Annotated in this window: 23 protein-coding genes and 2 pseudogenes; 12 read left to right on the forward strand and 13 right to left on the reverse strand. The window is 62.7% G+C overall.

The features are described 5' to 3' along the window. Nucleotides 1–39: 39 nt before the first annotated feature. The 7 genes and pseudogenes from trhO (at nucleotide 40) to DDQ68_RS22475 (ending at nucleotide 3,688) form a co-directional block, all read left to right on the forward strand. Nucleotides 40–984, forward strand: a complete 945-nt coding sequence (trhO, locus tag DDQ68_RS03595; protein ID WP_109654920.1) for an oxygen-dependent tRNA uridine(34) hydroxylase TrhO — start codon at nucleotides 40–42, stop codon at nucleotides 982–984. A 172-nt stretch (nucleotides 985–1,156) separates the two neighbouring features. Next, a complete protein-coding gene (locus tag DDQ68_RS03600) occupies nucleotides 1,157–2,029 on the forward strand; it encodes a nucleoside phosphorylase (protein ID WP_109654922.1) in 873 nt (290 codons plus the stop codon). A 426-nt stretch (nucleotides 2,030–2,455) separates the two neighbouring features. Further along, nucleotides 2,456–2,851 carry an IS1 family transposase gene (locus DDQ68_RS24585; RefSeq protein WP_109658304.1) on the forward strand — a complete coding sequence of 132 codons (396 nt, stop codon included), beginning with the start codon at nucleotides 2,456–2,458 and terminating at the stop codon, nucleotides 2,849–2,851. Continuing rightward, nucleotides 2,851–2,922, forward strand: a pseudogene (locus DDQ68_RS24590) (hypothetical protein); the annotation flags it as partial. The gene DDQ68_RS24585 and the pseudogene DDQ68_RS24590, both read left to right, overlap by 1 nt. Before the next feature lie 70 nt (nucleotides 2,923–2,992). After that, nucleotides 2,993–3,166 (forward strand): IS1 family transposase, encoded by a 174-nt coding sequence (locus DDQ68_RS24210; RefSeq protein WP_162549791.1) that lies wholly within the window; start codon nucleotides 2,993–2,995, stop codon nucleotides 3,164–3,166. Between the two features lie 45 nt (nucleotides 3,167–3,211). After that, nucleotides 3,212–3,394 carry a hypothetical protein gene (locus tag DDQ68_RS03620; RefSeq protein WP_109654927.1) on the forward strand — a complete coding sequence of 61 codons (183 nt, stop codon included), beginning with the start codon at nucleotides 3,212–3,214 and terminating at the stop codon, nucleotides 3,392–3,394. Between the two features lie 3 nt (nucleotides 3,395–3,397). Next, nucleotides 3,398–3,688 carry a hypothetical protein gene (locus tag DDQ68_RS22475; RefSeq protein WP_162549792.1) on the forward strand — a complete coding sequence of 97 codons (291 nt, stop codon included), beginning with the start codon at nucleotides 3,398–3,400 and terminating at the stop codon, nucleotides 3,686–3,688. Between the two features lie 718 nt (nucleotides 3,689–4,406). Here the strand turns inward: DDQ68_RS22475 and DDQ68_RS03625 are convergent. Together DDQ68_RS03625 and DDQ68_RS03630 are read right to left on the reverse strand one after the other, a co-directional pair. Beyond that, entirely contained in the window at nucleotides 4,407–4,706 is a 300-nt protein-coding gene (locus DDQ68_RS03625; RefSeq protein ID WP_109654929.1) for a hypothetical protein, read from the reverse strand. Between the two features lie 54 nt (nucleotides 4,707–4,760). Further along, a complete protein-coding gene (locus DDQ68_RS03630) occupies nucleotides 4,761–5,777 on the reverse strand; it encodes an aldehyde dehydrogenase family protein (RefSeq protein ID WP_109654931.1) in 1,017 nt (338 codons plus the stop codon). A 169-nt stretch (nucleotides 5,778–5,946) separates the two neighbouring features. Between DDQ68_RS03630 and DDQ68_RS03635 the strand changes: the two genes are divergently transcribed. Both DDQ68_RS03635 and DDQ68_RS03640 read left to right on the forward strand, forming a co-directional pair. Then, on the forward strand, nucleotides 5,947–6,297 hold the full coding sequence (locus DDQ68_RS03635) for a 4Fe-4S dicluster domain-containing protein (protein ID WP_109654932.1): 351 nt from the start codon (nucleotides 5,947–5,949) through the stop codon (nucleotides 6,295–6,297). Between the two features lie 247 nt (nucleotides 6,298–6,544). Then, on the forward strand, nucleotides 6,545–9,178 hold the full coding sequence (locus DDQ68_RS03640) for a valine--tRNA ligase (RefSeq protein WP_109654934.1): 2,634 nt from the start codon (nucleotides 6,545–6,547) through the stop codon (nucleotides 9,176–9,178). Nucleotides 9,179–9,429: 251 nt separating this feature from the next. Here DDQ68_RS03640 and DDQ68_RS03645 read toward each other — a convergent pair whose 3' ends face one another. From DDQ68_RS03645 to DDQ68_RS03665, 5 genes are all read right to left on the reverse strand, one after another. Continuing rightward, nucleotides 9,430–11,475, reverse strand: coding sequence for a T9SS type A sorting domain-containing protein (locus tag DDQ68_RS03645; RefSeq protein ID WP_109654937.1), 2,046 nt, complete (start codon nucleotides 11,473–11,475; stop codon nucleotides 9,430–9,432). Nucleotides 11,476–12,167: 692 nt separating this feature from the next. Then, entirely contained in the window at nucleotides 12,168–12,377 is a 210-nt protein-coding gene (locus DDQ68_RS03650) for a hypothetical protein (protein WP_109654938.1), read from the reverse strand. 39 nt (nucleotides 12,378–12,416) lie between these two features. After that, nucleotides 12,417–13,835 carry a dihydrolipoamide acetyltransferase family protein gene (locus DDQ68_RS03655; protein ID WP_109654940.1) on the reverse strand — a complete coding sequence of 473 codons (1,419 nt, stop codon included), beginning with the start codon at nucleotides 13,833–13,835 and terminating at the stop codon, nucleotides 12,417–12,419. A gap of 141 nt (nucleotides 13,836–13,976) precedes the next feature. Then, nucleotides 13,977–14,348 (reverse strand): hypothetical protein, encoded by a 372-nt coding sequence (locus DDQ68_RS03660; RefSeq protein ID WP_109654942.1) that lies wholly within the window; start codon nucleotides 14,346–14,348, stop codon nucleotides 13,977–13,979. 29 nt (nucleotides 14,349–14,377) lie between these two features. After that, nucleotides 14,378–15,652, reverse strand: coding sequence for a competence/damage-inducible protein A (locus DDQ68_RS03665; RefSeq protein ID WP_109654944.1), 1,275 nt, complete (start codon nucleotides 15,650–15,652; stop codon nucleotides 14,378–14,380). Between the two features lie 136 nt (nucleotides 15,653–15,788). Here DDQ68_RS03665 and DDQ68_RS03670 point away from each other — a divergent pair, with 136 nt between their 5' ends. After that, nucleotides 15,789–16,640, forward strand: coding sequence for a DUF4197 domain-containing protein (locus tag DDQ68_RS03670; protein WP_162549793.1), 852 nt, complete (start codon nucleotides 15,789–15,791; stop codon nucleotides 16,638–16,640). 81 nt (nucleotides 16,641–16,721) lie between these two features. On the opposite strand, the gene DDQ68_RS03675 is transcribed toward DDQ68_RS03670, so the two are convergent. The 6 genes and pseudogenes from DDQ68_RS03675 to DDQ68_RS03700 form a co-directional block, all read right to left on the reverse strand. After that, a complete protein-coding gene (locus DDQ68_RS03675; protein ID WP_109654948.1) occupies nucleotides 16,722–17,087 on the reverse strand; it encodes a hypothetical protein in 366 nt (121 codons plus the stop codon). Between the two features lie 204 nt (nucleotides 17,088–17,291). Further along, nucleotides 17,292–17,855: pseudogene (locus tag DDQ68_RS03680) on the reverse strand (ABC transporter ATP-binding protein); the annotation flags it as partial. Between the two features lie 64 nt (nucleotides 17,856–17,919). Beyond that, entirely contained in the window at nucleotides 17,920–18,723 is an 804-nt protein-coding gene (gene lpxA / locus DDQ68_RS03685) for an acyl-ACP--UDP-N-acetylglucosamine O-acyltransferase (RefSeq protein WP_109654949.1), read from the reverse strand. A gap of 96 nt (nucleotides 18,724–18,819) precedes the next feature. Continuing rightward, nucleotides 18,820–20,217: a bifunctional UDP-3-O-[3-hydroxymyristoyl] N-acetylglucosamine deacetylase/3-hydroxyacyl-ACP dehydratase gene (locus DDQ68_RS03690; RefSeq protein ID WP_109654951.1), complete on the reverse strand. Its 1,398-nt coding sequence runs from the start codon at nucleotides 20,215–20,217 to the stop codon at nucleotides 18,820–18,822. Between the two features lie 100 nt (nucleotides 20,218–20,317). Then, nucleotides 20,318–21,358, reverse strand: coding sequence for a UDP-3-O-(3-hydroxymyristoyl)glucosamine N-acyltransferase (lpxD, locus tag DDQ68_RS03695; RefSeq protein ID WP_109654953.1), 1,041 nt, complete (start codon nucleotides 21,356–21,358; stop codon nucleotides 20,318–20,320). Nucleotides 21,359–21,465: 107 nt separating this feature from the next. Continuing rightward, nucleotides 21,466–22,695 (reverse strand): HD domain-containing protein, encoded by a 1,230-nt coding sequence (locus DDQ68_RS03700; protein WP_109654955.1) that lies wholly within the window; start codon nucleotides 22,693–22,695, stop codon nucleotides 21,466–21,468. Nucleotides 22,696–22,973: 278 nt separating this feature from the next. On the opposite strand from DDQ68_RS03700, the gene porX reads away from it, so the two are divergent. Further along, entirely contained in the window at nucleotides 22,974–24,539 is a 1,566-nt protein-coding gene (gene porX / locus DDQ68_RS03705) for a T9SS response regulator signal transducer PorX (RefSeq protein ID WP_109654956.1), read from the forward strand. A 22-nt stretch (nucleotides 24,540–24,561) separates the two neighbouring features. Further along, on the forward strand, nucleotides 24,562–24,828 hold the full coding sequence (locus DDQ68_RS03710; RefSeq protein ID WP_109654958.1) for a hypothetical protein: 267 nt from the start codon (nucleotides 24,562–24,564) through the stop codon (nucleotides 24,826–24,828). The last annotated feature ends 84 nt before the right edge of the window (nucleotides 24,829–24,912 follow it).

Below are 24,912 nucleotides of genomic sequence, written 5' to 3' on the forward strand. Positions count from 1 at the left end.
GGTGGCGACGGCTCGTGGTTATCACCTAATAGCTTCAACATGGATTACCAAGTTCTGCTTTACTACTGCTACGCGTCCATCGAAGACCCCGCGCAGTTCCGCGACGAGCACCATCAGCTGTGCCTGGCGTTGGATTTGCGCGGGCGCATCATTGTGGCGGCCGAGGGGCTGAACGGCACCGTGTCGGGCACGGCGGCCCACTGCGTGGCCTACATGGCGGCGGTGAAGGCCGACCCGCGATTTGGGGCCCTGGAGTTCAAGGTAGATGCTGCCGCTGGGCACACATTTCAGAAGCTGCATGTGCGCGTGAAGCCTGAAATTGTGCACAGCAGCCTGGCTCACCTCAAGCCGCAGGAAAAAACCGGCCAGCACCTCTCGCCTCAGGAATTTAGGGCCCTGAAGGACCGCGGCGATGTAGTGGTGGTGGACGTGCGCTCCGACTACGAGTACAATCTGGGCCGCTTCCGCAACGCCGTAACGCTGGACATGGAAAACTTTCGCGACTTTCCGGCCCGGGTGGAGCAGCTTAAGCAGTTCAAAGACAAGAAGATTCTAACTTACTGCACCGGCGGCGTGAAGTGCGAGAAGGCCAGCGCCTACCTGCTGGAGCAGGGCTTCGAGAACGTGTACCAGCTGCACGGCGGCATCATCAAGTACGGCATCGAGGCCGGGGGCGAGGATTTCGACGGCAAGTGCTACGTGTTCGACAACCGCGTGGCCGTGGACGTAAACCGCGTGAATCCGCGCGTGATTTCGCGCTGCTGCGTCTGCCGCGAGCCCTCGGCCCGGCTCATCGACTGCGCCAACCCGCAGTGCAATGCCTATATGGCGCAGTGCGAAAGCTGCGGCGATGTCATGCAAGGGGCCTGCTCCGAGGCCTGCGCCGCGCACCCCGCCAAGCGCCCCTACGACGGCACCGGGGCCTACCCCAAAGCCAGCAACCATTACCAGCCGGCCCAGGGCCTGGCCTCGTATAAGGGCTGAAGCAATCTTTGAAGAGTAGTTTCTGGCCGTACCGCCAAGCTGCGCTTGGCCTTGCTCCGGGGCCCTAGTATAGCCTACGCAAGGCCAAGCGCAGCTTGGCGGTACACGCTAAGTCTCAGCACAACGGTTTTTTTGGCCGCTTCCCACTCCACGCTTCCCGCTCCCGACAACCATGATTTCCAACGCCGAGCTCATCCTCAACCCCAACGGCAGCATTTACCACCTGCACCTGCTGCCCGACCACATCTCCGATACCATCCTCACCGTGGGCGACCCCGCCCGGGTGGCGCAGGTGAGCCGCCACTTCGATTCCATCGAGTTTGAGGGCGCGCACCGTGAATTCGTGACCCACGTGGGCTACTACAAGGGCAAGCGCCTCACGGTGCTGAGCACGGGCATGGGCACCGGCAACATCGACATCGTGATGAACGAGCTGGATGCCTTGGTGAACATCGATTTCGTGTCGCGCACGGTGTGGCCTGTGGAGGAGCAGCTGCGCCTGCGCATCGTGCGCCTGGGCACCAGCGGCAGCTTGCAGCCCGACGTGCCCATCGGCGCGGTACTGGCCACCGAGCACGCCGTGGGCCTCGACTCGCTCATGCAGTTCTATCCGTTAGTGGAAACCGGTCTCGAAACCCAGGTGGGAACCGCCCTGCAAGCCACGCTGGGCCTGCCCTTTACGCCCTACGTGGTGCGTGGCGACGACCTGCTGCGCGAGCAGCTCGGGGCCGGCGCTGTGGTGGGCAACACCCTTACGTGCCCCGGTTTCTATGGGCCCCAGGGCCGCCGCCTGCGCCTCGATGTGACGCCCGTCGACTACCTGGAGCGCCTGCGCAACTTCCACCACGAGAGCGGCGAGGGCGAGTTCCGCCTCACGAATTTCGAGATGGAAACCGCTGGCTACTACGCCCTGGGCCGCCTGCTGGGCCACCAGGTGCTCAGCCTGAACGCCATTGTGGCCAACCGCGCTACCGGCGAGTTTGCCGCCAATGCCAACGCCATAGTCGACGCCATGATTGAGCGCACGCTGCAACGGCTGGTGTAGCCTGGCGGAACAACGAAAAGACGGGGCCTCGTGAACAGCAGTTGTTCGCGGGGCCCTATTTCTTAGCATTTTATACGGCACTCGCAGAAAATGGAAAAGCTCGTTCCTTCCTCAAAGCCCGGAAAGGGGCTGCGGGGCCCCCAACTTGCCTGGTACGATTTTCGTGCGCCGGGCATGGGCGTCCGCCGGGGTAGTGCACTTCCGGCTTAGCGGCGGTGAGCCGGGCCAGGGCCCCCGGGCGCGGGTGGCCACCCGCGCCGAGCGGCTTTCGCTGTTCAGGCGCAGGGCCCAGGCTTTGAATGTTGACTCTTAAGTACTTAGTTAGAATTAAGGGTCGTGTATTAGGGGTGTAGATAGTTAAAAGAAGAAATGGAATATGAATAATGGGTCGTGTGTTGAGTATGTGGAGAGGGCATATTTTTTGGGATGGTTTTAGAACCCGTTCTCTGCCCGTCCTGTCAGCAACCGGATGCCGTCTATCGGCACGGCAAAGCCACCGATGGCACCCAGCGCTACCGCTGCACGGCCTGCCGCCGCACCTTTCAACTGCGCTATCGCCATAAAGCGCATGCGGTGGGCGTGCGGGCTAAAATCACGGACATGGCCCGGAATGGCAGCGGGATACGGGATACAGCCAGGGTGTTGGGCATCCGTCCTCAAACCGGGATGGGCGAGCTAAAAAAAAGATTGAAGCCGGAAGGCACTGCCCCCCGTGCCATCCCACTTACGCGCCGGAGCCGGGAGCTAACTTGGGGCAGTATGCCGACGAGAGGTGGTCGGTTGTACGCGGCAAAAAGCAGCAGCGCTGGCTCTGGTGGGTAGAAGATGCGGCGAGAGGGCAAGTCGTGGCGTTTGTGTTTGGGCGGCGTACCCACGCCACGTTTCGGCGGTTATTGGCCGTGCTGGCAGCGGCCGGCTGGGCCGTGGAAACCTGGTTTACCGATGCCTGGGGGCCTTGCCTGTTTGCCCGCCGAGCAGCGCCAAACAGGCAAGGCCCCCAGGCAACGGCTGGAACGCAAGCACCTGCCCTTGCGCACCCGTTTCAAACGGCTGACGCGCCGGAAGAATTGCTTCTCTAAAAAGCAATTCTTTCACGACGGCCTGATTACCTTATTCATCTTCCATTTCTTCTTTTAACTATCTACACCCCTAACACACGACCCTTTTTCCGTATCGTGAATAATGCTGAAAGCCCTGTTTATTATGGGTGGCCTGGCCGTTGCCGCTTTAGGTAGCGTGGCGTGGATTTTTTCGCTGGGCCAGTGCTCGATTACCTACGTGCTCCACCTCACGGTGCGCGATGTGCAGGGCCAGCCCATGCCCGGGCAGCCCGTTACCGTCTGGCGGCGGGGGTACCCGGCCTAGCCTTTGCAACTCGGCGCAGCTGGGCAGCTCTCGGTGCTGGCCACGGAGTCGTTTGGGGCCAGTGCCCTCACCGGGCCCAGCCGCCCGGCGGTTTTTGGCGTTCGGCTGCAACTGCCGGGCGTTTCGCCCCTGTTCTATTGGTCCGACGTGGCGCGCCTGGGGCCGCGGGGCCCTACAAGGTGTACAATGATTCCTGTCTCCGCCAACTACACGCAGTGGGTGGGGGACTTCGACGCCGCAGGCTCCACGCACCGCCAAACCAAGCCCGCCGCGCCGAGGCCGTGGCGCCGGTAGGGGGGTAAGGTGCTGCGCTGGTCGGGCACGGCCACGCTCCAGCGTGCGGCCAACACGGCGGACGGCTGCCGCCAGTACGCGCTGGCGCTGGTGCTTCAGCAACAGGGCGAAACAGTGTGGACGGTAGCCAGGGCCTGCTCCAATGGCAGCCAAAGGCTTAAATCCGGGCAAGTTGGGCAGCGGTTCCGTTCCGAACTGGTGCGCAACTCCGGACGGCCCGAAAGGGCCAGGCCAAACAATCGGCCGGCCAAGGAGCTTGACCGCGCCGCTCATAACTCACTTAATAATTTCACCGACCCCAAGAAATGCTTTCGGGGGTGGTAGGCACAGCGTGGGCTATGTTAGCCAGCCCGTAGTTCGCAAGCGTAAATATTTCGCCGCGTTAAGTAACCCATGCCCAAGGCTCCCGAATACGCCGCTACCCGGGCGGCTTTGGGCATGGCACCGAAAGCAAATAGCCAACTACCTGGCGTAACAGGGAATCTGCCAAAGAAGGTCTGCATAATGAGTGGAAGCGCGGGCAGTAAGGAATTAGAGCGGTTTCCAAATCGCTGTACAGCTTGCTACGTACGGGCTACCAGCTTTTCGGTAGTACAAACGGCGCGAATGGCTGGGGAAGAGCTGGCGAAGAGCCGGCAGCCAGCCCAGTACACAGCCTTGGAAACTGCCCTGGGCGCAAGCAGCAACAATGACCGGCAGGGCACAACTGGCCCTTCGTTTAGCAAAACTCTATGCCCAGCACGGCGCGCAGGGGCAAGGCCATGCCAGTTTGCAGCACCACATAATCGCCGTCGACCGCCCACACGCAGGTTTGGAGGCGGTGCAGGGCCCCGTCGGCGGTGCGGAAGGCCACAGCGAGCTTGCCGCGGTAGGTACTTCCTAAAATAGCGGCGCGGGCAGCTTCGGTGGCGCGGCGGCAGCGCTCATCAGCGGTGGGCAAGACGTCGGCGTCGGCGAAGCGCAGTCGCGCAAACAACTCGGGGGCCTGGATGGGGGCGAGGGTTAGGGCGGGAGACATGGCGGACAGTTTGAGTGTGCAGCAGCCAGCCGGTTGGCGGGCTTAGCTGAACTATCACAGCAATTCCGTCGCCAGAAAGGCCATCGTGTCCACACCGTCGGCATAATCGGCCACGCCCGGCTGCTGGGCCCGCCCAAACGGCACGCTACCGGCCCACCGCCCGCCGGCCGACACCACGCACTGAATGCGCGGGGCTACGTCGGTGAGTTGGTCTACTAAGTCAATTTCCTGCGAATACTCGCTATAATGCAAAACTGAGATGGGTGATACCAAGGCGGTATTGGGGGTAACTAACAGAAAACCAGAGTCGAGGTGCGGTACGGCGTTGACCAGCAAAATGCTCTTGTTATAATCGTAGTTGTTTTGGTACTTGTGGTGGTTCAGCACACCGCTGCAAATCTGAAGCGCGTCGAGCAGGGGTGTAAAATCGTAGGCCTCAGGGACGTAGAGCTTGCTCACGTTGCGGCAGCCCAGGCCGTAGTATTGGAAGATGTCTGGGCCCAGACAGGCCAGCTCAGCGTCGGTTTCGTGGCCCGTGAGCACGGCCACACTCGTGCGGTTTCGCCGGATCAGGTTCGGTTTCTTGCCAAAATAGAACTCAAAGTACCGGGCGGTATTATCCGAACCCGTCGCAATAAAGGCGTCGGCCGCATTCAAACGGGGCACGATTTGGATGAATTTGGTAAATCTTGTCTCAATTTGGGAAAGTTGTTCCAAAATCCACGTCATCAAAAACGTGTCGGATGCGCTGAGCTTGGCCAGCAAAATGTGGCCGCTCAGTAGCACGCACAGCGCGTCGTGGAAGCCCACCAGCGGGATGTTGCCAGCCATCACCACGCCCACCTGGCGCACGGCGGTGGGCTCGGGCGGGTAGCGGGCGGCCCACTGCGCCAGGGCCCCTGGCTCCAGTAAGTGGGCGATGCCAGCGAGGGCGACGGCCACGTTGGGCCGGTCGAACCAGGCGTTTTGGTTGCGGGCGCGGGCGGCCAGTTCGGTGAGCTCGTCGGGGGAGAGGGCGGTGAGGCGGTGGCCCAGGGCTACGAAGGCAGCCAGGCGTTCGGAATAGTTCATGCGGAAGGTGAGGGCGGCGGAGAAGCCGTAAAATTGGGGCGCGGCGCGGGAAAGCGGCGCTTGGTGCGTAAATTTGTGGGCCCAGCCACACGGCCGCGGGCCTCGCTTTTACGTAAAGCGTCCCGTCTCCTTTTGGTTTCCTTCCCTACTACTTGACCCGCGACGCCCCATGGCCATCATGATAACCGACGAGTGCATCAATTGCGGTGCCTGCGAGCCGGAATGCCCCAACAACGCCATTTACGAAGGCGGCGCGCAGTGGCGCTGGGCCGACGGCACCACCCTGAAGCAAGTTGAAACCGCCGACGGCGCCACCGTGGCCGGCACCGCGCCCCAAACGCCGGTGTCGGACGAGTACTACTACATTGTATCGGATAAGTGCACCGAGTGCGTCGGTTTTCACGAGGAGCCGCAGTGCGCCGCCGTGTGCCCCGTCGACTGCTGCGTGGACGACCCCGACCTGCGCGAAACCCGCGAGCGGCTGCTCGAAAAGAAAGGCTGGCTGCACCTGGTTGCGTAAGCGCCGGGGCCCCCTGGCCCAAACCGAATCAGCCGCTGCCTCGCCGGGAGCGGCTTTTTTGTGGCCCCCGGGGCCGTCATGCTGAGCTTATCGAAGCATCTCTACCGCTAACTAATTATGGATTGCTGCTGCGGGAGAGGTGCTTCGAAAAGCTTCAGTATGACCACCTAAATAGAAACAGTGCGGCTCTCAAACGGAGCCTGCCCCAGGGCCCTAAAACGTACCTTTGCCGAAATACCCTTTACTGATGAATCCCACCAAAACCACGTACTCGCCCGCCGATGTTGAAGCCAAATGGTACCAGCGGTGGCAGGAGCAGGGCTTTTTCAAGGCCAGCGCCAACCCCAAAAAGACGCCCTACACCGTTGTAATCCCGCCGCCGAACGTGACCGGCGTGCTGCACATGGGGCACATGCTGAACGCCACCATTCAGGACGTGCTGGTGCGCCGCGCCCGGATGCAGGGCAAGGAGGCGTGCTGGGTGCCCGGCACCGACCACGCCAGCATCGCCACCGAGGCCAAGGTGGTGGCCCTGCTCAAGGAGCAAGGCATCGAAAAAAAGGACCTCACCCGCGAGCAGTTTCTGGCGCACGCTTTTACCTGGAAGGACAAGTACGGCGGCATCATCCTGGAGCAGCTCAAGCAGCTCGGGGCCTCCTGCGACTGGGACCGCACGCGCTTCACCATGGAGCCCAAGCTGACCGAGGCTGTGCTGCGCGTGTTCGTGGACTTGTACCGTAAGGGCCTGATTTACCGCGGCGTGCGCATGGTGAACTGGGACCCGCTGGGCGGCACCGCCATTTCGGACGAGGAAGTGATTCCGAAGGACGTGATGGCCAAGATGTACTACCTCAACTACGAGGTAGTGGGCCAGCCCGGCCGCTTCCTGACGGTGGCCACCTCGCGCCCCGAAACCATCATGGCCGACGTGGCCGTGGCTGTGAACCCCACTGACGGGCGCTACGCCGACCTGGCCGGGCAGCGGGTGCGCATCCCGCTGCTGGGCCGCGACGTGCCCATCATCCAGGACGAGTACGTGCTGACGGACTTCGGCACCGGGGCCCTGAAGGTGACGCCGGCCCACGACCTGAACGACTACAACCTGGGCCAGAAGCACAACCTGCCCACCATCGACATTCTGAACGACGACGGCACGCTCAATGAGAAAGCCGAGCTATACGTGGGCCAGGACCGGTTTGCGGCCCGCCGCAACATCGTGAAGGACCTGGACGCCGCCGGCCTGCTCGTGAAAACGGAGGAGTACGCCAGCATCGTGCAAACCTCGGAGCGCACCAAGGCCGTGATTGAGCCCAAGCTTAGCATGCAGTGGTTCCTGAAAATGGAGCACATGGCCAAGCCCGCCCTGGAAGTGGTGGAGAACGACACCGTGCGCCTGCACCCCGCCAAATTCAAGAACACCTACCGTGTCTGGATGGAAAACGTGCGCGACTGGTGCATCTCGCGGCAGCTCTGGTGGGGCCAGCAAATCCCCGCCTACTACCTGCCCGACGGCTCGTTCGTGGTGGCCCTGTCGGCTGCCGAAGCACTTGAACTGGCGCGTGAGCAGAGCGGTAACGCGGCGCTGGAAATTAGCGACTTGCGCCAGGACGAGGACGTGCTCGATACCTGGTTCTCGTCGTGGCTGTGGCCCATTTCGGTGTTCGATGGTTTTGAGGACCCCGACAACGCCGACGTCAACTATTTCTACCCGACCAACGACCTGGTGACGGGCCCCGACATCCTGTTCTTCTGGGTGGCGCGGATGATCATGGCCGGGCTGGAATTTCGCCAGGAAGTGCCGTTCCGCAACGTGTACCTCACCGGCATCGTGCGCGACGGCCAGGGCCGCAAGATGAGCAAGCAGCTCGGCAACTCGCCCGACCCGCTCGACCTCATTGCGCAGTTCGGGGCCGATGGCGTGCGCACAGGGATGCTGTTTTCGGCGCCTGCCGGCAACGATTTGCTTTATGACGAGAAGCTGGTGGAGCAGGGCCGCAACTTTGCTAACAAGCTCTGGAACGCCTTCCGGCTGGTGAAGGGCTGGACCCCCGACGCGGCCCTGCCCTTCGTGCACGACAAGCCCGTGGCCTGGTTTGGGGCCCGGCTGGCGGCGGCCGTGGCCGAAATCGACGACCACTTCGAGAAATTCCGCATCTCCGACGCACTGCTGGCGGTGTACAAGCTTGTCTGGGACGACTTCTGCGCCCATTACCTGGAAATGGTGAAGCCCGCCTACCAGCAGCCCATCGATGTCGAAACCCTGCGCTACACCACGGCCTACTTCGAAACGCTGCTCAAGCTGCTGCACCCCTTCATGCCCTTCATCACGGAGGAGCTGTGGCACGAGCTGGCCGCCCGGGGCCCCCGCGAGTACGTGACCGTGGCGCACTGGCCTAAGCCCGCGCCGCCGGCCACCAGTGCCCTGCTGCTGGCCGATATGGACAAGGCCCTGGCTGTGGTGGCCGGCATCCGCGCCGTGCGCAACCAGAAAAACCTGGGCCCCAACAAGCCCCTGGCCCTGGTCATCAAAACCGATGAGCCCGCGCTGTTCACGGCCTACGCGGGCGTGCTGCGCAAGCTCGGCAACCTGGAAGCGCTGGACTTTGCCGACGCGGGCCCGGCCGGCGCGGTGAGCTTCGTGCAGGGCAGCAGTGAGTTCTTCATCCCGCTCGAAGGCCCGGTTGACGTGGCCGCCGAGCGCGCCCGCCTCGAAAAGGAGCTGGCCTACGCCCAGGGCTTCCGCGAATCGGTGCAGAAAAAGCTGGGTAACGAGAAATTCGCGGCCAACGCCAAGCCCGACGTGCTGGAGCGCGAGCGGCAAAAGCTGGCCGACGCTGAAGCTAAAATAGGGGCCCTGGAGCAAAGCCTGGGGGCCCTGTAGCCCGCGTTTACCCCATAAAAAAGCCGTCGGTGGTCTAGAACAGGGTGGTCCGGCGAATTACCCGAAGGGCTTCGTCGGGCCACTCTTATTAAAAAGAAACAGCGGCTCCGGGTCATTGCAAGAGTGGTCCGACGACGGAAAAGCCGCTGGACCACCCCGTTTTATACCACCACAAAAAAAGCCGTTCCCCCAACTGAGGGAACGGCTTTTTTATGGGCTCGCGGCGGGGCCCCCGGGGCCCTACGCCGGGGCTACTGGATCAGTAGCGACTGGGTTTTTACGTTGGTGCTGGTCTGTACTTTGGTGATGTACAAGCCTTTGGGTAAGCTGCTGAAATCTTTCGTGGTTTCGAGTTGGGTAGTGCCCTCGCTGCGGAATATCTCCTTGCCCATCTGGTTGAGCACCGTCAGCACGATGGTTTGCTGGTCCTCGGCCACCACCTGGAAATTCACCCGGCCGTTGGACGGGTTGGGGTATAGGGCCACCAGCAACTGCTTGATTTTGCTGATTACCTTCTGCTTGATCAGGTCGCGGATGGCGGCGTCGGCCTGCACAAACCCCACGCCGGTCTTGAAGTCGAAGCCGCGGTCGAAGCCCGGGGTGAGCGGGTTGTCCATATCGACGGCCGATTGCTGCAAGAACTTCGTGACGGTGCGCGGTGGGAGGTCGCCGTCGACCTCCAGCATCAGCGCCGCCACGGCCGCCACGTGCGGCGCTGCTGCGCTGGTACCGAAGAAGTTGGGGAAGCCATCGCCCTCGAAGTCCTGGCCGGGGAAGGGCGGGAAGAAAGTCGTGTTGCCGCCGTCGGGGCCCGTCACTTCGGGCTTGTTGGACGTCAGGGGCTGGCCCAGCCGCCGGCCCTGGTTGTTGAACAGCAGGGGCGTGCCACCCAGCGACGAGAACGACTCCACCACCGGTACCGGCGTGTTGGCGTTGAACAGCGGCGTGTTGAAGTACGGGGCGGCCCCTACGGCTACCACCTGCGGGGCGTTGGCGTGGCCCACCAGGGTCGAGCTTTGCGTGTCGTACTCGATGGTTGTGGGTCGGTCGCCGAAGTTGACGTATTTGAGGCGGGTCGGGTCGGGGCCGTCAAATTTCACGATTACCGCTTCCACGGTTACCGCGGCCGTGCTGCTGTTAGTGATGCTAATAAACTCGAAGGGGTCGCCGCCGATGTTGTTGTCGATGGACGAGAACACGGGCACGCCGTTGTAAAGCAGGTAGAGGTCCATGTCGCTTTTGGCCCCGCGCACGCCGCTGGCCGAAAATGCCGGGTCGTCCCATTGCAAGGCCAGCGACAGGCTGCGGCCAGGGCCGATGGTGATGCTCTGCCGCACGTCGCCGGGGGCGAAGCTGTGCGCCTCGCCCGTGATGCCCGGCACCGAGGTTTTCGAGTTGCGAAACACCGCTTCGTACGACTGCTGGGCCTGATTGCCGGCCGATGAGAAGTACGACGCACCCTTGGCCACTACTTTTTGCGCGGCTTGCGCAATGATGCCGTTCTGGAAGAAGGGTTCGTCGAAATAAATTGCGTCGTCTACAATGGCTTGGCAACCAGCGGCTTGCAAGTCCTCAATGCCCTGGGCAAAGTCGGCCTGGCCCAGGAATGCGGTATGGAAAGCAATGGCAGCCCCGGGGGCCACGTCGTGCACGATTTCGGCCATGCCGCGGCCCTCGTCGGTGCCGCTGCCGGGCAAGTCTTCGAGCACTTCCACGCCGCCGCGGGGCAGGTCGTTGCTGGCCACACCGGCGGCGGCCCCGCCCAGGTTGTTGTAGCTGTCGGAGAGGATGCCCACCTTCACGCCCCGGCCGCTCAGGCCGTACTTGGAGCGGGCCGCGTCGGCCCGCAGGGCCCGGTCGCCCTGGGTAGTGGTGCGGCCCACGTTCAGGGCCGGCTTATAAGCGGGCCGGATGAGCTGTAGCGACGGCACGTTCTCCAGCGTCGATAACTTGTCAACCGGGAACAGGCCTGAGACAAGCGCGCCGTAGGCCGTGCCTTGGCGCAAGCCCTTGGCCTGCAGATCGATTAGCAGCTGCTTGGCGCTGGGCGTTGTGGCCAGGGCCTGCACTACCACGTAGCCGTTGTAAACCTGCACGGCATTGGTGGCCTGAAGCGGCGAGCTTATCCCCGCTTTTGCCGCAAGGCCGCGGGTGGCCACCGCGGGCTTGGCCAGTTCGAGCAGGCTGGCCGATATTTTGCCCTTGGGGGTGGGCATAGTTTGGGCCCCGGCGGGCGCCCCCACCAAGGTTGTCGCGGCCAGCAAAGCCACGGCGGTGCGGAAGTAGATTTTTCTCATGGGTAGTGGAAAAGAGGGAAAATGAAAAAAACTGTCCCGGGTACCGAAAACAGCCACCGTTTGCGTGACAAATCAGCGTCGCCGAGATGTACAAATATATCAATTAAAAATATTAACTTTCACACGTATTTCTTGAGAAAATAAAAAATAATATTCAAAATTAACCAGGTGCTCGCAGACCGGTTTTTCCAGACTCACAGCGGTAAAAATTGGCTGATTGCAAGCACAAACTACTATCAATGAATGAATTGGTAATCTAGCAACCCAGCTGCCCTTGGTGCGGTTCTTTTGCTATGGGGACACGGTGGATGGGCCCCACCGTGTCCCCATAGCAAAAGAACCGCACCAAGGGCCGCCTTCGATCAGTGCAAAAGCGCTACAGTAAAGGCAGCCGGCCTAAATGTAAAAACTGCCGCACCGGTAGGCCCACTGCGTTTCGCCAGTAGATAGGGCCCCCAGCGCAATGGTAGCAAACCTGCCGGGGCCCCGGTACACCATTCGCGCAGTTTTCAGGCCAGGGTGCCCGGTGCGGTAGAACGGAGTAGTACTCCGTTTGGCGTTCGCACGGAAGGAGAGTGCCACTCCGTTTTACAGCACCAGGTACACGGTCCTGAAAACCGCTACAGGCACGCCATAAAAAAAGCCACCGTCTGGGTAGACGGTGGCCTTGGTTAGGTTTTGGGCAGTGGGGCCTACTGCTTGGGACGCGGCGCTACGCCCGTGCCGGCTTGCTTCTGCTGCTGGGCCAGCTGGTTTTGCAGCTGAAAGGTGATAATCTCGCAATCAGCAAAGCGCTGGTCGGCCACTTTCAGGGCCGCTTCGGCGTTGCTCAGCTGCTGGTAGAGGAAGGCGATGATGCCCAGCGCCAGCACCAGGGACCCAATGGTGAGAATGTTTCGCATGGCGGTGGGGCCCCGGGCGCAGCTGCCCGGGGCCGGTCATTAAATCGTGGTGTTGGGGTCGAACTGCTCCAGGTAATCGGCCACTTTGCGCACGAACATGCCGCCGAGCGAGCCATCGACCACGCGGTGGTCGTAGCTGTGGCTCAGGAACATGAACTGGCGCACGCCGATAAGGTCGCCCTGGGGCGTCTCAATTACGGCGGGCTTCTTGGTGATGGCCCCCACGGCCATGATGGCCACCTGCGGCTGCATGATGATGGGCGTACCCATGACGTTGCCGAATGAGCCCACGTTGCTCAGGGTGTAGGTGCCGCCCTCAAGGTCGGCGGGCGTGAGCTTGTTGGTGCGGGCGCGGTTGGCTAGGTCGTTCACCTTCTTGCTCAGGCCGTTGAGGTTGAGCTGGTTGGCCCTGTGAATGACCGGCACGATGAGGTTGCCGCTGGGCAGAGCCACGGCGATGCCGATGTTGATATCCTTTTTCTTGATAATGTAGTCGCCTTCCACCGATACGTTGATGTTCGGGAAATCCTGGATGGCGCGGGCCACGGCCTGGATGAAAATGGGCGTGAAGGTGAGGTTTTCGCCCTCGCGCTTCTTGTAGGCATCCTTGTGCTTATTGCGCCAGTTTACGAGCTCCGTCACGTCGGCTTCCACGAAGCTGGTGACGTGCGGCGCAATGCGCTTCGAGTCGACCATACGCTGGGCAATCATTTTGCGCATCCGGTCCATCTCCACCAACTCATGGCCGCCGCTCACGCTGGGCGCAGGCTTGGCCGCCGGGGCTTGGTTGTTGGCGCTGGGGGCCGGAGCCGCTACGGCAGCGGGCGCGGCCGGGCGCGGGGCGGGCGCGGCCGGGGCAGGCGACGCGGCTGGGGTAGGCAACGCGGCCGGAGCCTGCGGCACCAGCGAAGGTTTGCCGGCCGCCACGTAGTCGAGGATGTCCTTTTTGGTGACGCGGTTTTCCTTGCCCGTGCCGGGTAGGTATTCCAACGCGCTCAGGCTCACCTTTTCCTCGCGGGCAATGCTGAGTACAAGTGGCGACAGGAACCGGCCGGGCATGTGCGGGGCCCCGTCGGCAGCCTGGGCGTCGTCGGGACCGTCGAGCGCGGGCAGGTAGGGTACATCGGAGGCTGACGCGTTGCCGTTGGCGCTGGCCAGCATGGGGGCCGGGGCGGCGGGTGCCGGGGCGCTGGAAGCTGCCGAAGCCGCGGCGCCTACTTCGGTTTCGATGACGGCGATGGGGGCCCCCACGGCCACCACCTGGCCTTCCTGTACCAAAATCTCGGCCAGGGTGCCGGCGTGGGTGGCAGGCACTTCGGTGTCTACTTTGTCGGTGGCTACTTCCAGCACCGATTCGTCCTGCTCGATGGCGTCGCCGACTTGCTTGAGCCATTTTAAGACGGTGCCTTCCATGATGGATTCGCCCATCTTGGGCATCGTCATTTCCACTCGTGCCATAAGGTGCAGGGGGGGGATTGGGGTAAGGGGTGGGGTGGGATAGAGAGGTCGCAAAGGTAGCCAGAAAGCCTTCATCCCCGGCGCACGGTGCACCGGGTGTAGCAAAGCGTGGGGCCCCAACCAGGGGCCCCGGCCGAGCCGTTAGTCGATGGTCAGCCGCGGAATGTCCTCCTCTCCCAGTTCGTCGCCGGCCGTGGCCGGGGCGGGGCGGTAGGTGGTGAAGCAGATGCTGCGGTTCGACGCGTACTTGCTCACCGGGTCGTTGATGATGACCACGTGGCCAAACGTTCCGAATTCTTTGCCCTGCCAGAGCAAGGTTTTCTTGCGGCCCAGCGTCGGTTGGTTCAGCACGTCGACGTAGATGAGCCGGCCGCCGCCGGGCCGGGGCTTGGCGTATAGCACCGTGCCTTCGATGTTGCCGGTGCACGGCGGCGTGCACGCGGGCAGGGCCAGGGCCCCGGCGCAAAGGAGCCAGCGCCCGGCGGCTCCCCAATAACCTAACGAGTTTTTCATGGCCAAAAATAAGGCGCGCACGGGCACGCCTACGCTTGGCCCGTCAGCCGCTGCCACAGCAGCGCCAGCACCGACTGGGCAGTGTAGGTGATGTTCAGGGCCCGGCCCCGGTCGAAGCTAATTTGCCGGGTCACCGTGCCCTGGGCGTCGGCCACGGCAAAGCAGATGGTGCCCACGGGTTTGCCCGGGGTGCCGCCGCCGGGGCCCGCCACGCCGCTGGTGGCCACGGCCACGCTGGCGCCCAGGCGCTGGCGGGCCCCTTCGGCCATGGCCCGCACGGTGGCCTCGCTCACGGCGCCACTGGTAGCCAAGGTTTCGGCGGGTACGTTCAGCTCACTCATTTTAAGGTCGTTGTGGTACGCCACCACGCTGCCGCGGAAGTAGCCCGAGCTACCCGGCACGCCCGTGATGCGGTGCGCTACCAGGCCCCCGGTGCAGCTCTCGGCCGTGGCCAGCGTCAGGCCCCGGGCCAGCAGTAACTGGCCGATGGCGGCCTCCAGCGTGGTTTCTTCCTCAGCAAAAATGTAGGGCCCCGCGCGCTCGCGCAGCGCCGGCAGCAGGGCCAGCATCCGGCCGCGCAGGTCGGGCTGGCCGTCGTCGGTGCCCGTGAGGCGCAGGCGCACGGCCCCCAGGCTGGGCAGGTAGGCCAGTTTGAAATTGGGCGGGAGGGCGTCTTCCCAATCGGCAATTTTCTCGGCCAGGTACGACTCGCCCAGGCCCACGGTCATCACCACCACGTGCTCGATGGGCGCGATATTGAACCGTTCGCGCAGGCGCGGCAGCACTTCGTCGGCCATCAGCTTCTTCATCTCGAAGGGCACGCCGGGCATGCTCACGAACACCGTGCCCTGGTCCTCAAACCACATGCCCGGGGCCGTGCCCACGGCGTTGAACAGCACCTGGCAGCCCGCCGGCACTAAGGCCTGCTGGCGGTTCACGTCGAGCATAGGCCGGTTGTAGCGCCGGAAAAACTCGGTGACGTGAACCAGCGTGGGCGCGTCCATCACCAGCTCGCTGCCGAAGTAGCGGGCCAGCACGTGCTTGGTCAGGTCATCCTTAGTGGGGCCCAGGCCGCCGGTGATGAGTACCACCCGGGCCCGCTGCCGGGCCTGGTCGAGGGCCTCCACTATCTCGTCGGCGCGGTCGGATACCGACGAGATCTGGCGCACGCGTAGCCCGATTTTGGCCAGCTCCTGGCCCATAAAGGCCGAATTGGTGTCGACGACCTGGCCGTAGAGCAGCTCGTCGCCAATGGTCATGATTTCAACGTCGGGCGGGGCAGGGCGGGGGGCAGTAGTGGGCATGAACGGGCGGGCGCGGGGCCCTGCGGGGGGAGGAGGAAATGGATTTGGCGGGAAAATTGCGTCACTTTGCAGCCGCGCCGGCACTACGACAGCCACACCGGCTACCGGGTTTTCCCGCCGCGCTTTTTTTATTGCCATGTTTACCCGTTTTGTCACCCTTTTGCTAACCGCTGGCCTGCTGGCCGCCGCCCCCGCCGCCCGGGCTCAGACCACTAAAAAAACCACTAAAACCAAAACCACGGCCACCAAAACGGCCACCGCCAAGGCTGCTGCCGCTAAAGCTGCCGCGGCTAAAACGGCCGCCGCCAAGGCAGCGGCAACTAAGGCAGCTGCAACCAAGGCTGCCGCCACGCCCGCCCCAGCCCCCGTGGCGCCCCTTACCGAGGCTGAAGCCAGCGGCGGTATTAAGGATGCCCTTAACAAGAGCGTCACCAAGGCCGTGGAATTTGCCTCGGAGAAGGACGGTTTCAACCTGAACGACGATATCCACATCCCCTTTCCGGAAGATATGGTGCTGATGAAGAGCACGCTGGGCCGTATCCCAGGCATGAGCACCGTGGTGTCGACGTTCGAAACCCAGCTCAACCGCGCCGCTGAGGCCGCCGCGCCCAAGGCCAAGGGCATTTTCCTGGCCGCCCTCGCCAACATCAGCCTGACCGACGCGCTGGGCTTGGTCACGAGCAGCTCGACGGACGCGGCCACGCAGTTCCTGCGCAAATCGACCGAGGCGCAGCTCGTAGCGGCCTTCAAGCCCGACATCACCGCGGCCATCAGCCAGGTGGGGGCCGAGGCCGCCTACACTAAAATGACCACCCAGTACAACCGCATTCCGCTGATGACGCCGGTGCAAACCGACCTTTCGGCCTACACCACCCAGAAGGCCGTGGACGGCATCTTCATCCTCATGGCCCAGGAAGAGGCCAAAATCCGCCGCAACCCCGCCGCCCGCACCACCGACTTGCTCAAGCGCGTGTTTGCCACTAAGTAAGGTCTTATTTAGGGGTCCGTCTTACAGAGAAGCTCCAGTTGCACAGCGCAGCCGGGGCTTCTCAGTAGGACGGGGGTCCTACTAATAATCGTCGTTGTCGGAGCTGCGGCCGCTGCGGCCGCGGGGGCTGAAACCGTCGTCCTCGTCCTCATCGTCGCCGAAATCATCGTTTTCGTCGTCGAGTGAGCCGAAGCCGCTGCGCTCGGCGCTGTCGGCATTATCGGCGTTTTCGGCGGCTACGTGCTCGGCTTCGGTCATGCCGGCCAGGTCCAGGGCTTCGTCGTGGCTTGAGCCGGTGTCGCGCCACATCAGGTAGTCGGCGTACTTGGCCGAAAGCTGGTCTTCGGGGTTGCCCAACGCCTTGGCCCCGCCTTGGGCGGCGTAGGAATCGAGGGTATCGTCGTCGTCGAGCAAGTCGTCGTCCAGGTCGTCGTCGTGGTCAATCATGGCCGGGGCGGAATAAAATAAGGGTGGAAGGTAAAGGCAGAAACGGCGGCGAAGATACGCACCGCAGCAAAACGGAGTTCCCTCAGAAAGCGGGTTTGGGGCCCCGGAAGCAATATTACTTTTAGAATAGCCGCATTAGCCGTGCCGTGGTGGCGGGCAATTGCCAGTTGGGAACAGCCAGCGGCTGGGAAGAAAAATACGCGCCTAGCGCGGCCGTACCGCCTGGAAATCTGTCACCAGCAACTCCTCGTCGCAAAAGGCGTACTCGGCCGGCACGTTGGAGCTGAGCAGCACCGTACGGCCGGTGCGGGTGGCGCGCACGTGCTCCTGGAACCAGGCCGCCCCGGTGGCATCGAGGTTGGTGGTGGGCTCGTCGAGCAGCAGCAGCGGCGCGTCGGCGTACAGGGCCAGGCCCAGCTTGAGGCGCTGTTTCATGCCCGACGAAAACTCGCGCACCAGCCGCTGCCGGGCCCCTTCCAGGTACATGATGCCGATGAGGCCATCCAGCGAAACGCCCGGCCGCAGCGGCTTAAACTGGGTGTGGAAGCGCAGCAGCTCGGTCAGCGTCAGCTCCTCCAGCAGGTCGAGGTAGGGGGCGGCGTAAGCCAGGTGCCGGGGCACGTCCTCCACGGCCAGGGCCCGGCCGGCCAGGGTGTAGGCCAGGGTGCCCTCGGTGGGTAGCAATTGGCCCGATAAGGTATTAAGCAGTGTGCTTTTGCCGGCGCCGTTGGGCCCCAGCACGGCCGTAGCGCTGCCGGGCCGAAAGGTGCGCGTGAGGCCCCGGTAAATCCAGTCGCGCTGGTAGCGCTTGCCCAGGCCGGTGGCCGTCAGCTCAATCGGCACCCTCGTCGAGGCCTTTTTTGCCGGGGCCCTTGATGATGCCGCGGCTGGCGGCCTGCACAAACGCCACGGCCAGCGCACGCTCGGCCGAAGCAGGTACTTCGGCCTCGATGCGGTCGAGGGCTTCCTGGGTGTTCAGCCCGCCCAGGAACAGGATGCGGTACAGGTCCTGAATTTCCAGCACCTGCTGCTCGGAGAAGTTGCGGCGGCGCAGGCCCACCGAGTTTACCCCGGCGTAGGTAAGGGGCTCGCGGGCGGCCTTCACGAAGGGGGGTACGTCCTTCCGTACCAGCGAGCCGCCGCCAATAAAGGCGTGGGCCCCCACGCTCACAAACTGGTGGATGGCCGTCATACCACCCAAAATGGCCCAGTCGCCTATCTGCACGTGCCCGGCCAGCTGCACCGCGTTCGAAATCACGCAGTGGTCGCCCACCACGCAGTCGTGGGCCACGTGCACGTAGGCTTGCAGCAGGCAGTGGGCCCCCACCACGGTGCGGCCGCGGTCCACGGTGCCGCGGTTCACGGTCACGCACTCGCGCAGCACGGTATAGTCGCCCACGTGGGCGGTGGTGTGCTCGCCGGCAAACTTGAGGTCTTGCGGGATGGCCGACACTACGGCCCCCGGGAAAATCTGGCAGTGGGCCCCGATGCGGGCCCCGGCCATGATGGTGACGTTGGGCCCCACCCACGTGCCTTCGCCAATTTCCACGTCTGCGGCAATGGTCGTAAAGGGCTCAACGGTAACGCCTGGGGCCAGGCGGGCGTCGGGGTGAATGTGGGCGAGGGGTGAAATCATTTTTTGAGCTATTAGCTACAGCTGTAAGCCGTTAGCTTTTTTGAGTAATCAACAGCGATGAGCTAACAGCTAAAGGCTGATAGCTAACGGCTGACTTCAGGTGTTCTCTTTGCGCACGATGGCGGCGCTCATTTCGGCGTCCATCACCACTTTGCCGTTCACGAAGGCCTGGCCTTTCATTTTGGCAATGCCGCGCTTGACGGGGGCCAGCAGCCAGCAGTGGAAAATGATGGTGTCGCCAGGGATAACCTTCTTGCGGAAGCGGCAGTTTTCGATGCCCAGGAAGTACTGCCAGTAGTTTTCGGGGTCGGGTACGGTGTTCATCACCAGAATGCCGCCCGTTTGGGCCATGGCCTCCACCTGCAACACGCCGGGCATCACCGGGTTGCCGGGGAAGTGGCCCTGAAAGAATTGCTCGTTCATGGTCACGTTCTTCACCGCCGTCACCATCTGCGAATCCAAGTGAATCACCTTATCGAGCAGCAGAAACGGGTAGCGGTGGGGCAGCACCTGCATGATGCGGTTGACGTCCATCACCGGCTCGCGGGTGGGGTCGTACGCCGGTATGGGATTGGAGCGATCCTCCAGCATCTTCTTCTTGATCTTCTTGGCGAAGGCCACGTTGGCAGCGTGGCCGGGCCGGGCGGCCAGGATCTGGCCCTTCAGCGGGCGGCCCACCAGAGCGAGGTCGCCCACGAGGTCGAGCAGCTTGTGGCGGGCGGGCTCGTTCTTGTAGCGCAGGTCCACGTTGTTGAGGATGCCTTCTTTCTTGACGCTCACGCGGGGCTTGCCCAGCATTTTGGCCAGGTCGTTCAGCTCCTCGTCGGCCACCACGCGGTCCACCACCACAATGGCGTTGCTCAGGTCGCCGCCCTTGATAAGGTTGGACTTATACAAGTGCTCCAGCTCGTGCAAAAAGCAGAAGGTGCGCGAGCTGGCAATTTCGTTGGCAAACTGCCCGATGTCGGCCAGCGTGGCGTGCTGTGAGCCCAGCACCGGCGAGTTGTAGTCCACCATCACCGTGAGGCGGTAGTCGGAGAGCGGCAGGGCGGCAATTTCCACGCCCCTCGCATTGTCCACGTAGCGGATGGTGTCCGGGATTTCGTAGTAGTTGCGCAGCGCGTTCTGCTCCTCCAGGCCCACGCTTTGCAGGGCGTGGATGAACTCGGCTGCCGAGCCGTCCATAATTGGCGGCTCGGGGCCTGAGAGCTGGATCAGCACGTTGTCGAGCTGCAAGCCCACCAGGGCGGCCAGCGTGTGCTCCACAGTGTTCACGCGGGCCCCGTTCTGCTCGATGGTGGTGCCCCGCGAGAGGTCTACTACGTTGTCCACGTCGGCGTCGACGACCGGCTGGCCGGGCAAATCCACGCGCTGAAATTTGTAGCCGTGGCCGATGGGAGCGGGGCAGAAGGTCATCGTGGCCTCTACACCGGTGTGCAGCCCAATGCCGCGCACCGTCACGGGCGCTTTGATGGTGTGTTGCTTATCGTTCATTCTGGTGAGTTGTCAGCTGGTAATTACCAGTTGGGAGGGGTTGTAGCCCGAAAGCTTTGACAACCGACAACTGCTAACGAACAACTAAGGGGGTACAAAGCTAGGGCTTTTCCGGCGCGTTTGCTGCCTTTTCGAGGCGTTCGACGCGGTGCAGGATTTCGGGCAGGTTGCGGAACACTACCAGCACCCGCTGGCTTTGCTTGAGGTCGAGGGCGGGGCGACCCTGGAGGATGCGGCCCTCGCCCTTCACCGATTTGTGCACGCCGGTTTGGGCCGCAAGGGTGGTTTTGTTGGCCAGCGTGATGTGGCCCACCACGCCCACCTGCCCGCCCAGTAAGCAGTAATCGCCAATTTTCGTTGAGCCCGAGATGCCGGTTTGCGCGGCGATAACCGTGTGCTTACCAATTTCCACGTTGTGGCCCACTTGCACAAGGTTATCGATTTTGCTGCCCTCGCCCACCCGCGTCGTGCCCATGGTGGCGCAGTCCACGGTGGTGTTGGCCCCGATGCTCACGTAGTCTTCAAGTACTACGTGGCCGATTTGCGGGATGGGGCGGTAACTGCCGTCGGGCTGCGGGGCGAAGCCGAAGCCGTCGGTGCCCACCACGGCCCCCGCCTTGACGACGCAAAACCGGCCAATGACCGTATCGGGGTAGATTTTAGCCCCGGCGTGAATCACGCTGCCCTCGCCAATCGTCACCCGGTCGCCGATGTAGGCATGCGGAAACACCAGCACGTTGGGCCCCAGCCGGCAATTTTCGCCGATGTAGGAGAAGGCCCCGCGGTAGTGCCCGGGCCCCACGGTGGCCGTGGCGGCCAGGTACGCGGGCTCCTCCACGCCGCGCTTGCCCATGCGCGTGGCCTGGGCATAAAATTCGAGCAGCTTGGTGAAGCCCGAATACGGGTCGGCTACCCGGATGAGGGCGGCGGCCACTGGCTGCCGCGGGGCTAAGTCGGGGCCCACAATTACGGCCGAGGCCTGGGTGGTATAAAGGAAGTGCTCGTACTTGAGGTTGGACAGGAAGGCGAGCGAGCCGGCCCGGGCTTCATCAATTTTGGCCAGGCTAGTTACGCGCCGGGTGGCGTCGCCTTCCACGGTGCCCCCGAGCACCTCCGCAATTTGTTGAACGGTAAATTCCATAGGCGGGCAAAAGTAGGTTTTTTTAACTTTTTGCAGCGCGCAACCGGGCCGTGGGGCCCCACGGCCCGGTTGCGCGCGGGGCCCCGCGGTAGCTAACCGCCGACGGCTCAAATTATTTCCTTCGGGTAGCAGATGTAGAACTTGTCGACGCGCTGGCTCAGGGCCCGGATGTTGGGTAGGTCCGAGGCGTCCATCACGTTCACTACTTCGCCTTTTTTGGTGAGGATGTTGATGGGTTCCTGGCTGCGGGCGTCGTAGGCGCTATTGCTGAGGCGGCCGGCAATCATGAGCAGGGCGGCCTCGGCGGGCGGCAGCCGGAAGTGCTCGGCAATCAGCTCCTGAATGCCGAGCTTAAAGTCGTCGTCGAATGGCGCGGAGGCAATCACGATTTTCAGTAAGTTCCGGTTCAACAGGCTTTTGGCCAGGTAGCTGAGCACGACGTCGGGGTGGGTTGCCCAGCCTTTCACCGCCGACCAGATGTCGTAGTCGTCCAGCTCCACGAAGCGGCTCAGGATTTTGGGGTCGGCGGCGAAGTCGGCCAGCGTCACGGCCTGGCCCAGGAAGAAGCCCAGGCAACTGTTGGCCGGCACTGCCACGCCCTGGCGGGTGAGGTCGCGGGCCCGCTGCACGGTGCGAATCACCATTTGCTCGGCGCTGGTCACGGTTTTGTGCAGGTAGACCTGCCAGTACATCAGCCGCCGGCTTACCAGAAAGTTCTCGACCGAGTACACCGCTTTCTCTTCCAGCACCAGCTGCTCGTCCACCACGCGCAGCATTTTGATGAGGCGGTCGGCGCCCGGGCGGCCTTCCTCCACGCCGGTATAGAAGGAGTCGCGGTTGAGGTAGTCGAGGCGGTCCATGTCGAGCTGGCTGCTCACGAGCTGGTGGAAAAACGGCCGGCCGTAGGTATCCTCAAATATTTCGATGGCTAGCGTGAGCCGCCCGCCGAACGTTTCGTTAAGCCGCTGCATCAAAAATAGCGAGAGCTGCTCGTGCGGCACGTCCTGGAAAATAGCCGTTTCCAAGGCGTGCGACAGGGGCCCGTGGCCGATGTCGTGCAGCAGGATGGCGGCCAGCGCGGCCTCGCCCTCGGCGGCCGAAACCGGCACGCCCTTGTCTTTGAGCGTGCGCAGGGCCAGCTGCATCAGGTGCATGGCCCCCAGCGCGTGGTGAAAGCGCGTGTGCAGGGCCCCCGGGTACACAAACCCCGTGAGGCCCAGCTGCTGGATGCGCCGCAGCCGCTGAAAATACGGGTGCTCGATGAGGTCGAACAGCAGCTCGGTGGGAATGGTGACGAACCCGTACACGGGGTCGTTGAAAATCTTCTTCTTGTTCACAGGCAAAACTGGCGCAATGGGCCCCACAAAAGAACGACGCCCGGCCCAACTACCGCCGCCAGGGCCCCGGCAGCCGCCCTTTGGGCCCCCCGGGCGCCGGCCGCGCCGGCCCGGTCGAAACAACCTAACTGCCAGTTTTTCGGTACTGCTGAGCAATTGCGCACCGCACCGGGTACTTATTCCGGCGCGTTTGCCGTTAACTCCTTGCGGGCCGCTGTTGTGGCGCGCGGCAACACCCGCGGCGGGCTCCAGGGCCCCCGCCCTAGTTCCTATTACTTATGCAAACCACGATTCTCTGGGCCGACGACGAAATTGACCTGCTCAAGCCCCACATTCTGTTTCTCAAGGAGAAAGGCTACGACGTGACCCCCGTGAATAGCGGGGCCGACGCCATTGAGGAAATTCAGGAAAAGACATACGACTTGGTGTTCCTCGACGAGAACATGCCCGGCCTCACCGGCCTTCAAACCCTCACCGAAATCAAGGCCATCCGCCCCACCGTGCCGGTGGTGATGATCACCAAGAGCGAGGAGGAACACATTATGGAAGAGGCCATTGGCTCGAAAATCGCCGATTATCTCATCAAGCCCGTTAACCCTAACCAGATCCTGATGTCGGTGAAAAAGGTGCTCGACAACAAGCGCCTGGTGACCGAAAAAACTAACTCGGGTTACCAGCGCGACTTCCGCCAGCTGGGGATGCAGTTTTCCGACCGCCTTTCGCCCGCCGAGTGGGCCGACGTGTACAAAAAGCTGGTGTACTGGGAGTTGGAAATCAACGAAACCGAGGGCAAGAGCATGGCCGAGGTTTTCAACATGCAGAAGGATGAGGCCAATACGTATTTCGGGCGCTTCATCACCGAGAACTACGAGGATTGGGTGAACGGCGACGACAAGGACGCGCCCCTCATGTCGCACCAGCTGTTCAAGGAGCGCGTGTTCCCGACGCTGAAGGCTACCGGCGATACGCCCGTGTACTTCGTGCTCATCGACAACCTGCGCTACGACCAATGGAAGGTGCTCGAACCCATTATCAACGAGTTGTTTACGGTGGATAGCGAGGAGATGTACTACGCCATCCTGCCCACTACTACGGCCTACGCGCGCAACGCCATTTTCTCGGGCATGATGCCGAGCGAGATTCAGAAAAAATACCCCAACCTGTGGGTGGACGACCAGGACGACGAGGGCAAGAACCTGCACGAGGCGGAGTTCATGGAAATTAACTTCCAGAAGAATAACCAGAAGTACCGCCACAGCTACCACAAGGTGACCAACTTGCAGGCTGGCAAGGATTTGCTGGGTAAGATGAGCAACCTGCACAACAACTATAAGTGCAACGTCATCGTGTACAATTTCGTGGACATGCTCTCGCACGCCCGCACTGACATGGCCATGATCCGGGAGCTGGCGGCCGACGAGTCGGCCTACCGCAGCCTCACCCGCTCGTGGTTCCTGCACTCGCCGCTCTACGAAATGCTGCAAGTAATTGCCGAGAAAAAGGGCAAGCTCATCATCACCACCGACCACGGCACCATCCGCTGCAAGCGCCCCTACAAAATTGTGGGCGACCGCAACACCAACACCAACCTGCGCTACAAGCACGGCCGCAACCTGGGCTTCGAAGAATCGCGCGACGTGTACGTGGTGCGCAAGCCGGAGCGCATTTTCCTACCCCGCGAGAACGTGAGCACTGCCTATGTATTCACCGTCGGCGACTACTTTTTCGCCTACCCGAACAACTACAACTACTACGTGAACTACTACAAGGACACGTTCCAGCACGGCGGCATCTCGCTGGAGGAGTGCATCATTCCCTACATAACGCTCACGGCCAAGGGATAAGGATGGTACTGAATTGAAGATTATGAAAAACTTCTTGCTCGCCGGGGCCCTGGTGCTGGGCCTGTCGGCCGCGGCCCGGGCCCAAACCGCGCCGCCCGCCGCCACGCCGCCCACGGCCACCACTACGCCCGCCGCCTCGGGGGCACCTCTCAGCCCTGATGCGTCGTCGCCGGGCCTCGCGTCGGACGACCGGGTGCGCCTGGGCCAGAAAAAGGACAAAAGTGACCAGCTCCCGAAGCGTAAAAGCCGCCGGGCCAAGGAGAAGGACCTGCCGAAGCCCGGTAACTAAGCCGTTTTGATGGTTGCAAAAAAGCCCCGCTGCACACTGTGCAGCGGGGCTTTTTTGGTAGCCCGGGGCCAGTACTCCGTTGCG

The organism is Hymenobacter nivis, from assembly GCF_003149515.1.
GTDB lineage: Bacteria > Bacteroidota > Bacteroidia > Cytophagales > Hymenobacteraceae > Hymenobacter > Hymenobacter nivis.

Excerpts from the sequence above, each read along its gene's own strand:
- trhO (WP_109654920.1), top strand. The coding sequence starts at position 40 with ATGGATTACCAAGTTCTGCTTTACTACTGCTACGCGTCCATCGAAGAC.
- DDQ68_RS03600 (WP_109654922.1), top strand. The coding sequence starts at position 1,157 with ATGATTTCCAACGCCGAGCTCATCCTCAACCCCAACGGCAGCATTTAC.
- DDQ68_RS24585 (WP_109658304.1), top strand. The coding sequence starts at position 2,456 with ATGGTTTTAGAACCCGTTCTCTGCCCGTCCTGTCAGCAACCGGATGCC.
- DDQ68_RS03620 (WP_109654927.1), top strand. The coding sequence starts at position 3,212 with ATGCTGAAAGCCCTGTTTATTATGGGTGGCCTGGCCGTTGCCGCTTTA.
- DDQ68_RS03625 (WP_109654929.1), bottom strand. The coding sequence starts at position 4,706 with ATGTCTCCCGCCCTAACCCTCGCCCCCATCCAGGCCCCCGAGTTGTTT.
- DDQ68_RS03630 (WP_109654931.1), bottom strand. The coding sequence starts at position 5,777 with ATGAACTATTCCGAACGCCTGGCTGCCTTCGTAGCCCTGGGCCACCGC.
- DDQ68_RS03635 (WP_109654932.1), top strand. The coding sequence starts at position 5,947 with ATGGCCATCATGATAACCGACGAGTGCATCAATTGCGGTGCCTGCGAG.
- DDQ68_RS03640 (WP_109654934.1), top strand. The coding sequence starts at position 6,545 with ATGAATCCCACCAAAACCACGTACTCGCCCGCCGATGTTGAAGCCAAA.
- DDQ68_RS03645 (WP_109654937.1), bottom strand. The coding sequence starts at position 11,475 with ATGAGAAAAATCTACTTCCGCACCGCCGTGGCTTTGCTGGCCGCGACA.
- DDQ68_RS03650 (WP_109654938.1), bottom strand. The coding sequence starts at position 12,377 with ATGCGAAACATTCTCACCATTGGGTCCCTGGTGCTGGCGCTGGGCATC.
- DDQ68_RS03655 (WP_109654940.1), bottom strand. The coding sequence starts at position 13,835 with ATGGCACGAGTGGAAATGACGATGCCCAAGATGGGCGAATCCATCATG.
- DDQ68_RS03660 (WP_109654942.1), bottom strand. The coding sequence starts at position 14,348 with ATGAAAAACTCGTTAGGTTATTGGGGAGCCGCCGGGCGCTGGCTCCTT.
- DDQ68_RS03665 (WP_109654944.1), bottom strand. The coding sequence starts at position 15,652 with ATGCCCACTACTGCCCCCCGCCCTGCCCCGCCCGACGTTGAAATCATG.
- DDQ68_RS03670 (WP_162549793.1), top strand. The coding sequence starts at position 15,789 with ATGTTTACCCGTTTTGTCACCCTTTTGCTAACCGCTGGCCTGCTGGCC.
- DDQ68_RS03675 (WP_109654948.1), bottom strand. The coding sequence starts at position 17,087 with ATGATTGACCACGACGACGACCTGGACGACGACTTGCTCGACGACGAC.
- lpxA (WP_109654949.1), bottom strand. The coding sequence starts at position 18,723 with ATGATTTCACCCCTCGCCCACATTCACCCCGACGCCCGCCTGGCCCCA.
- DDQ68_RS03690 (WP_109654951.1), bottom strand. The coding sequence starts at position 20,217 with ATGAACGATAAGCAACACACCATCAAAGCGCCCGTGACGGTGCGCGGC.
- lpxD (WP_109654953.1), bottom strand. The coding sequence starts at position 21,358 with ATGGAATTTACCGTTCAACAAATTGCGGAGGTGCTCGGGGGCACCGTG.
- porX (WP_109654956.1), top strand. The coding sequence starts at position 22,974 with ATGCAAACCACGATTCTCTGGGCCGACGACGAAATTGACCTGCTCAAG.
- DDQ68_RS03710 (WP_109654958.1), top strand. The coding sequence starts at position 24,562 with ATGAAAAACTTCTTGCTCGCCGGGGCCCTGGTGCTGGGCCTGTCGGCC.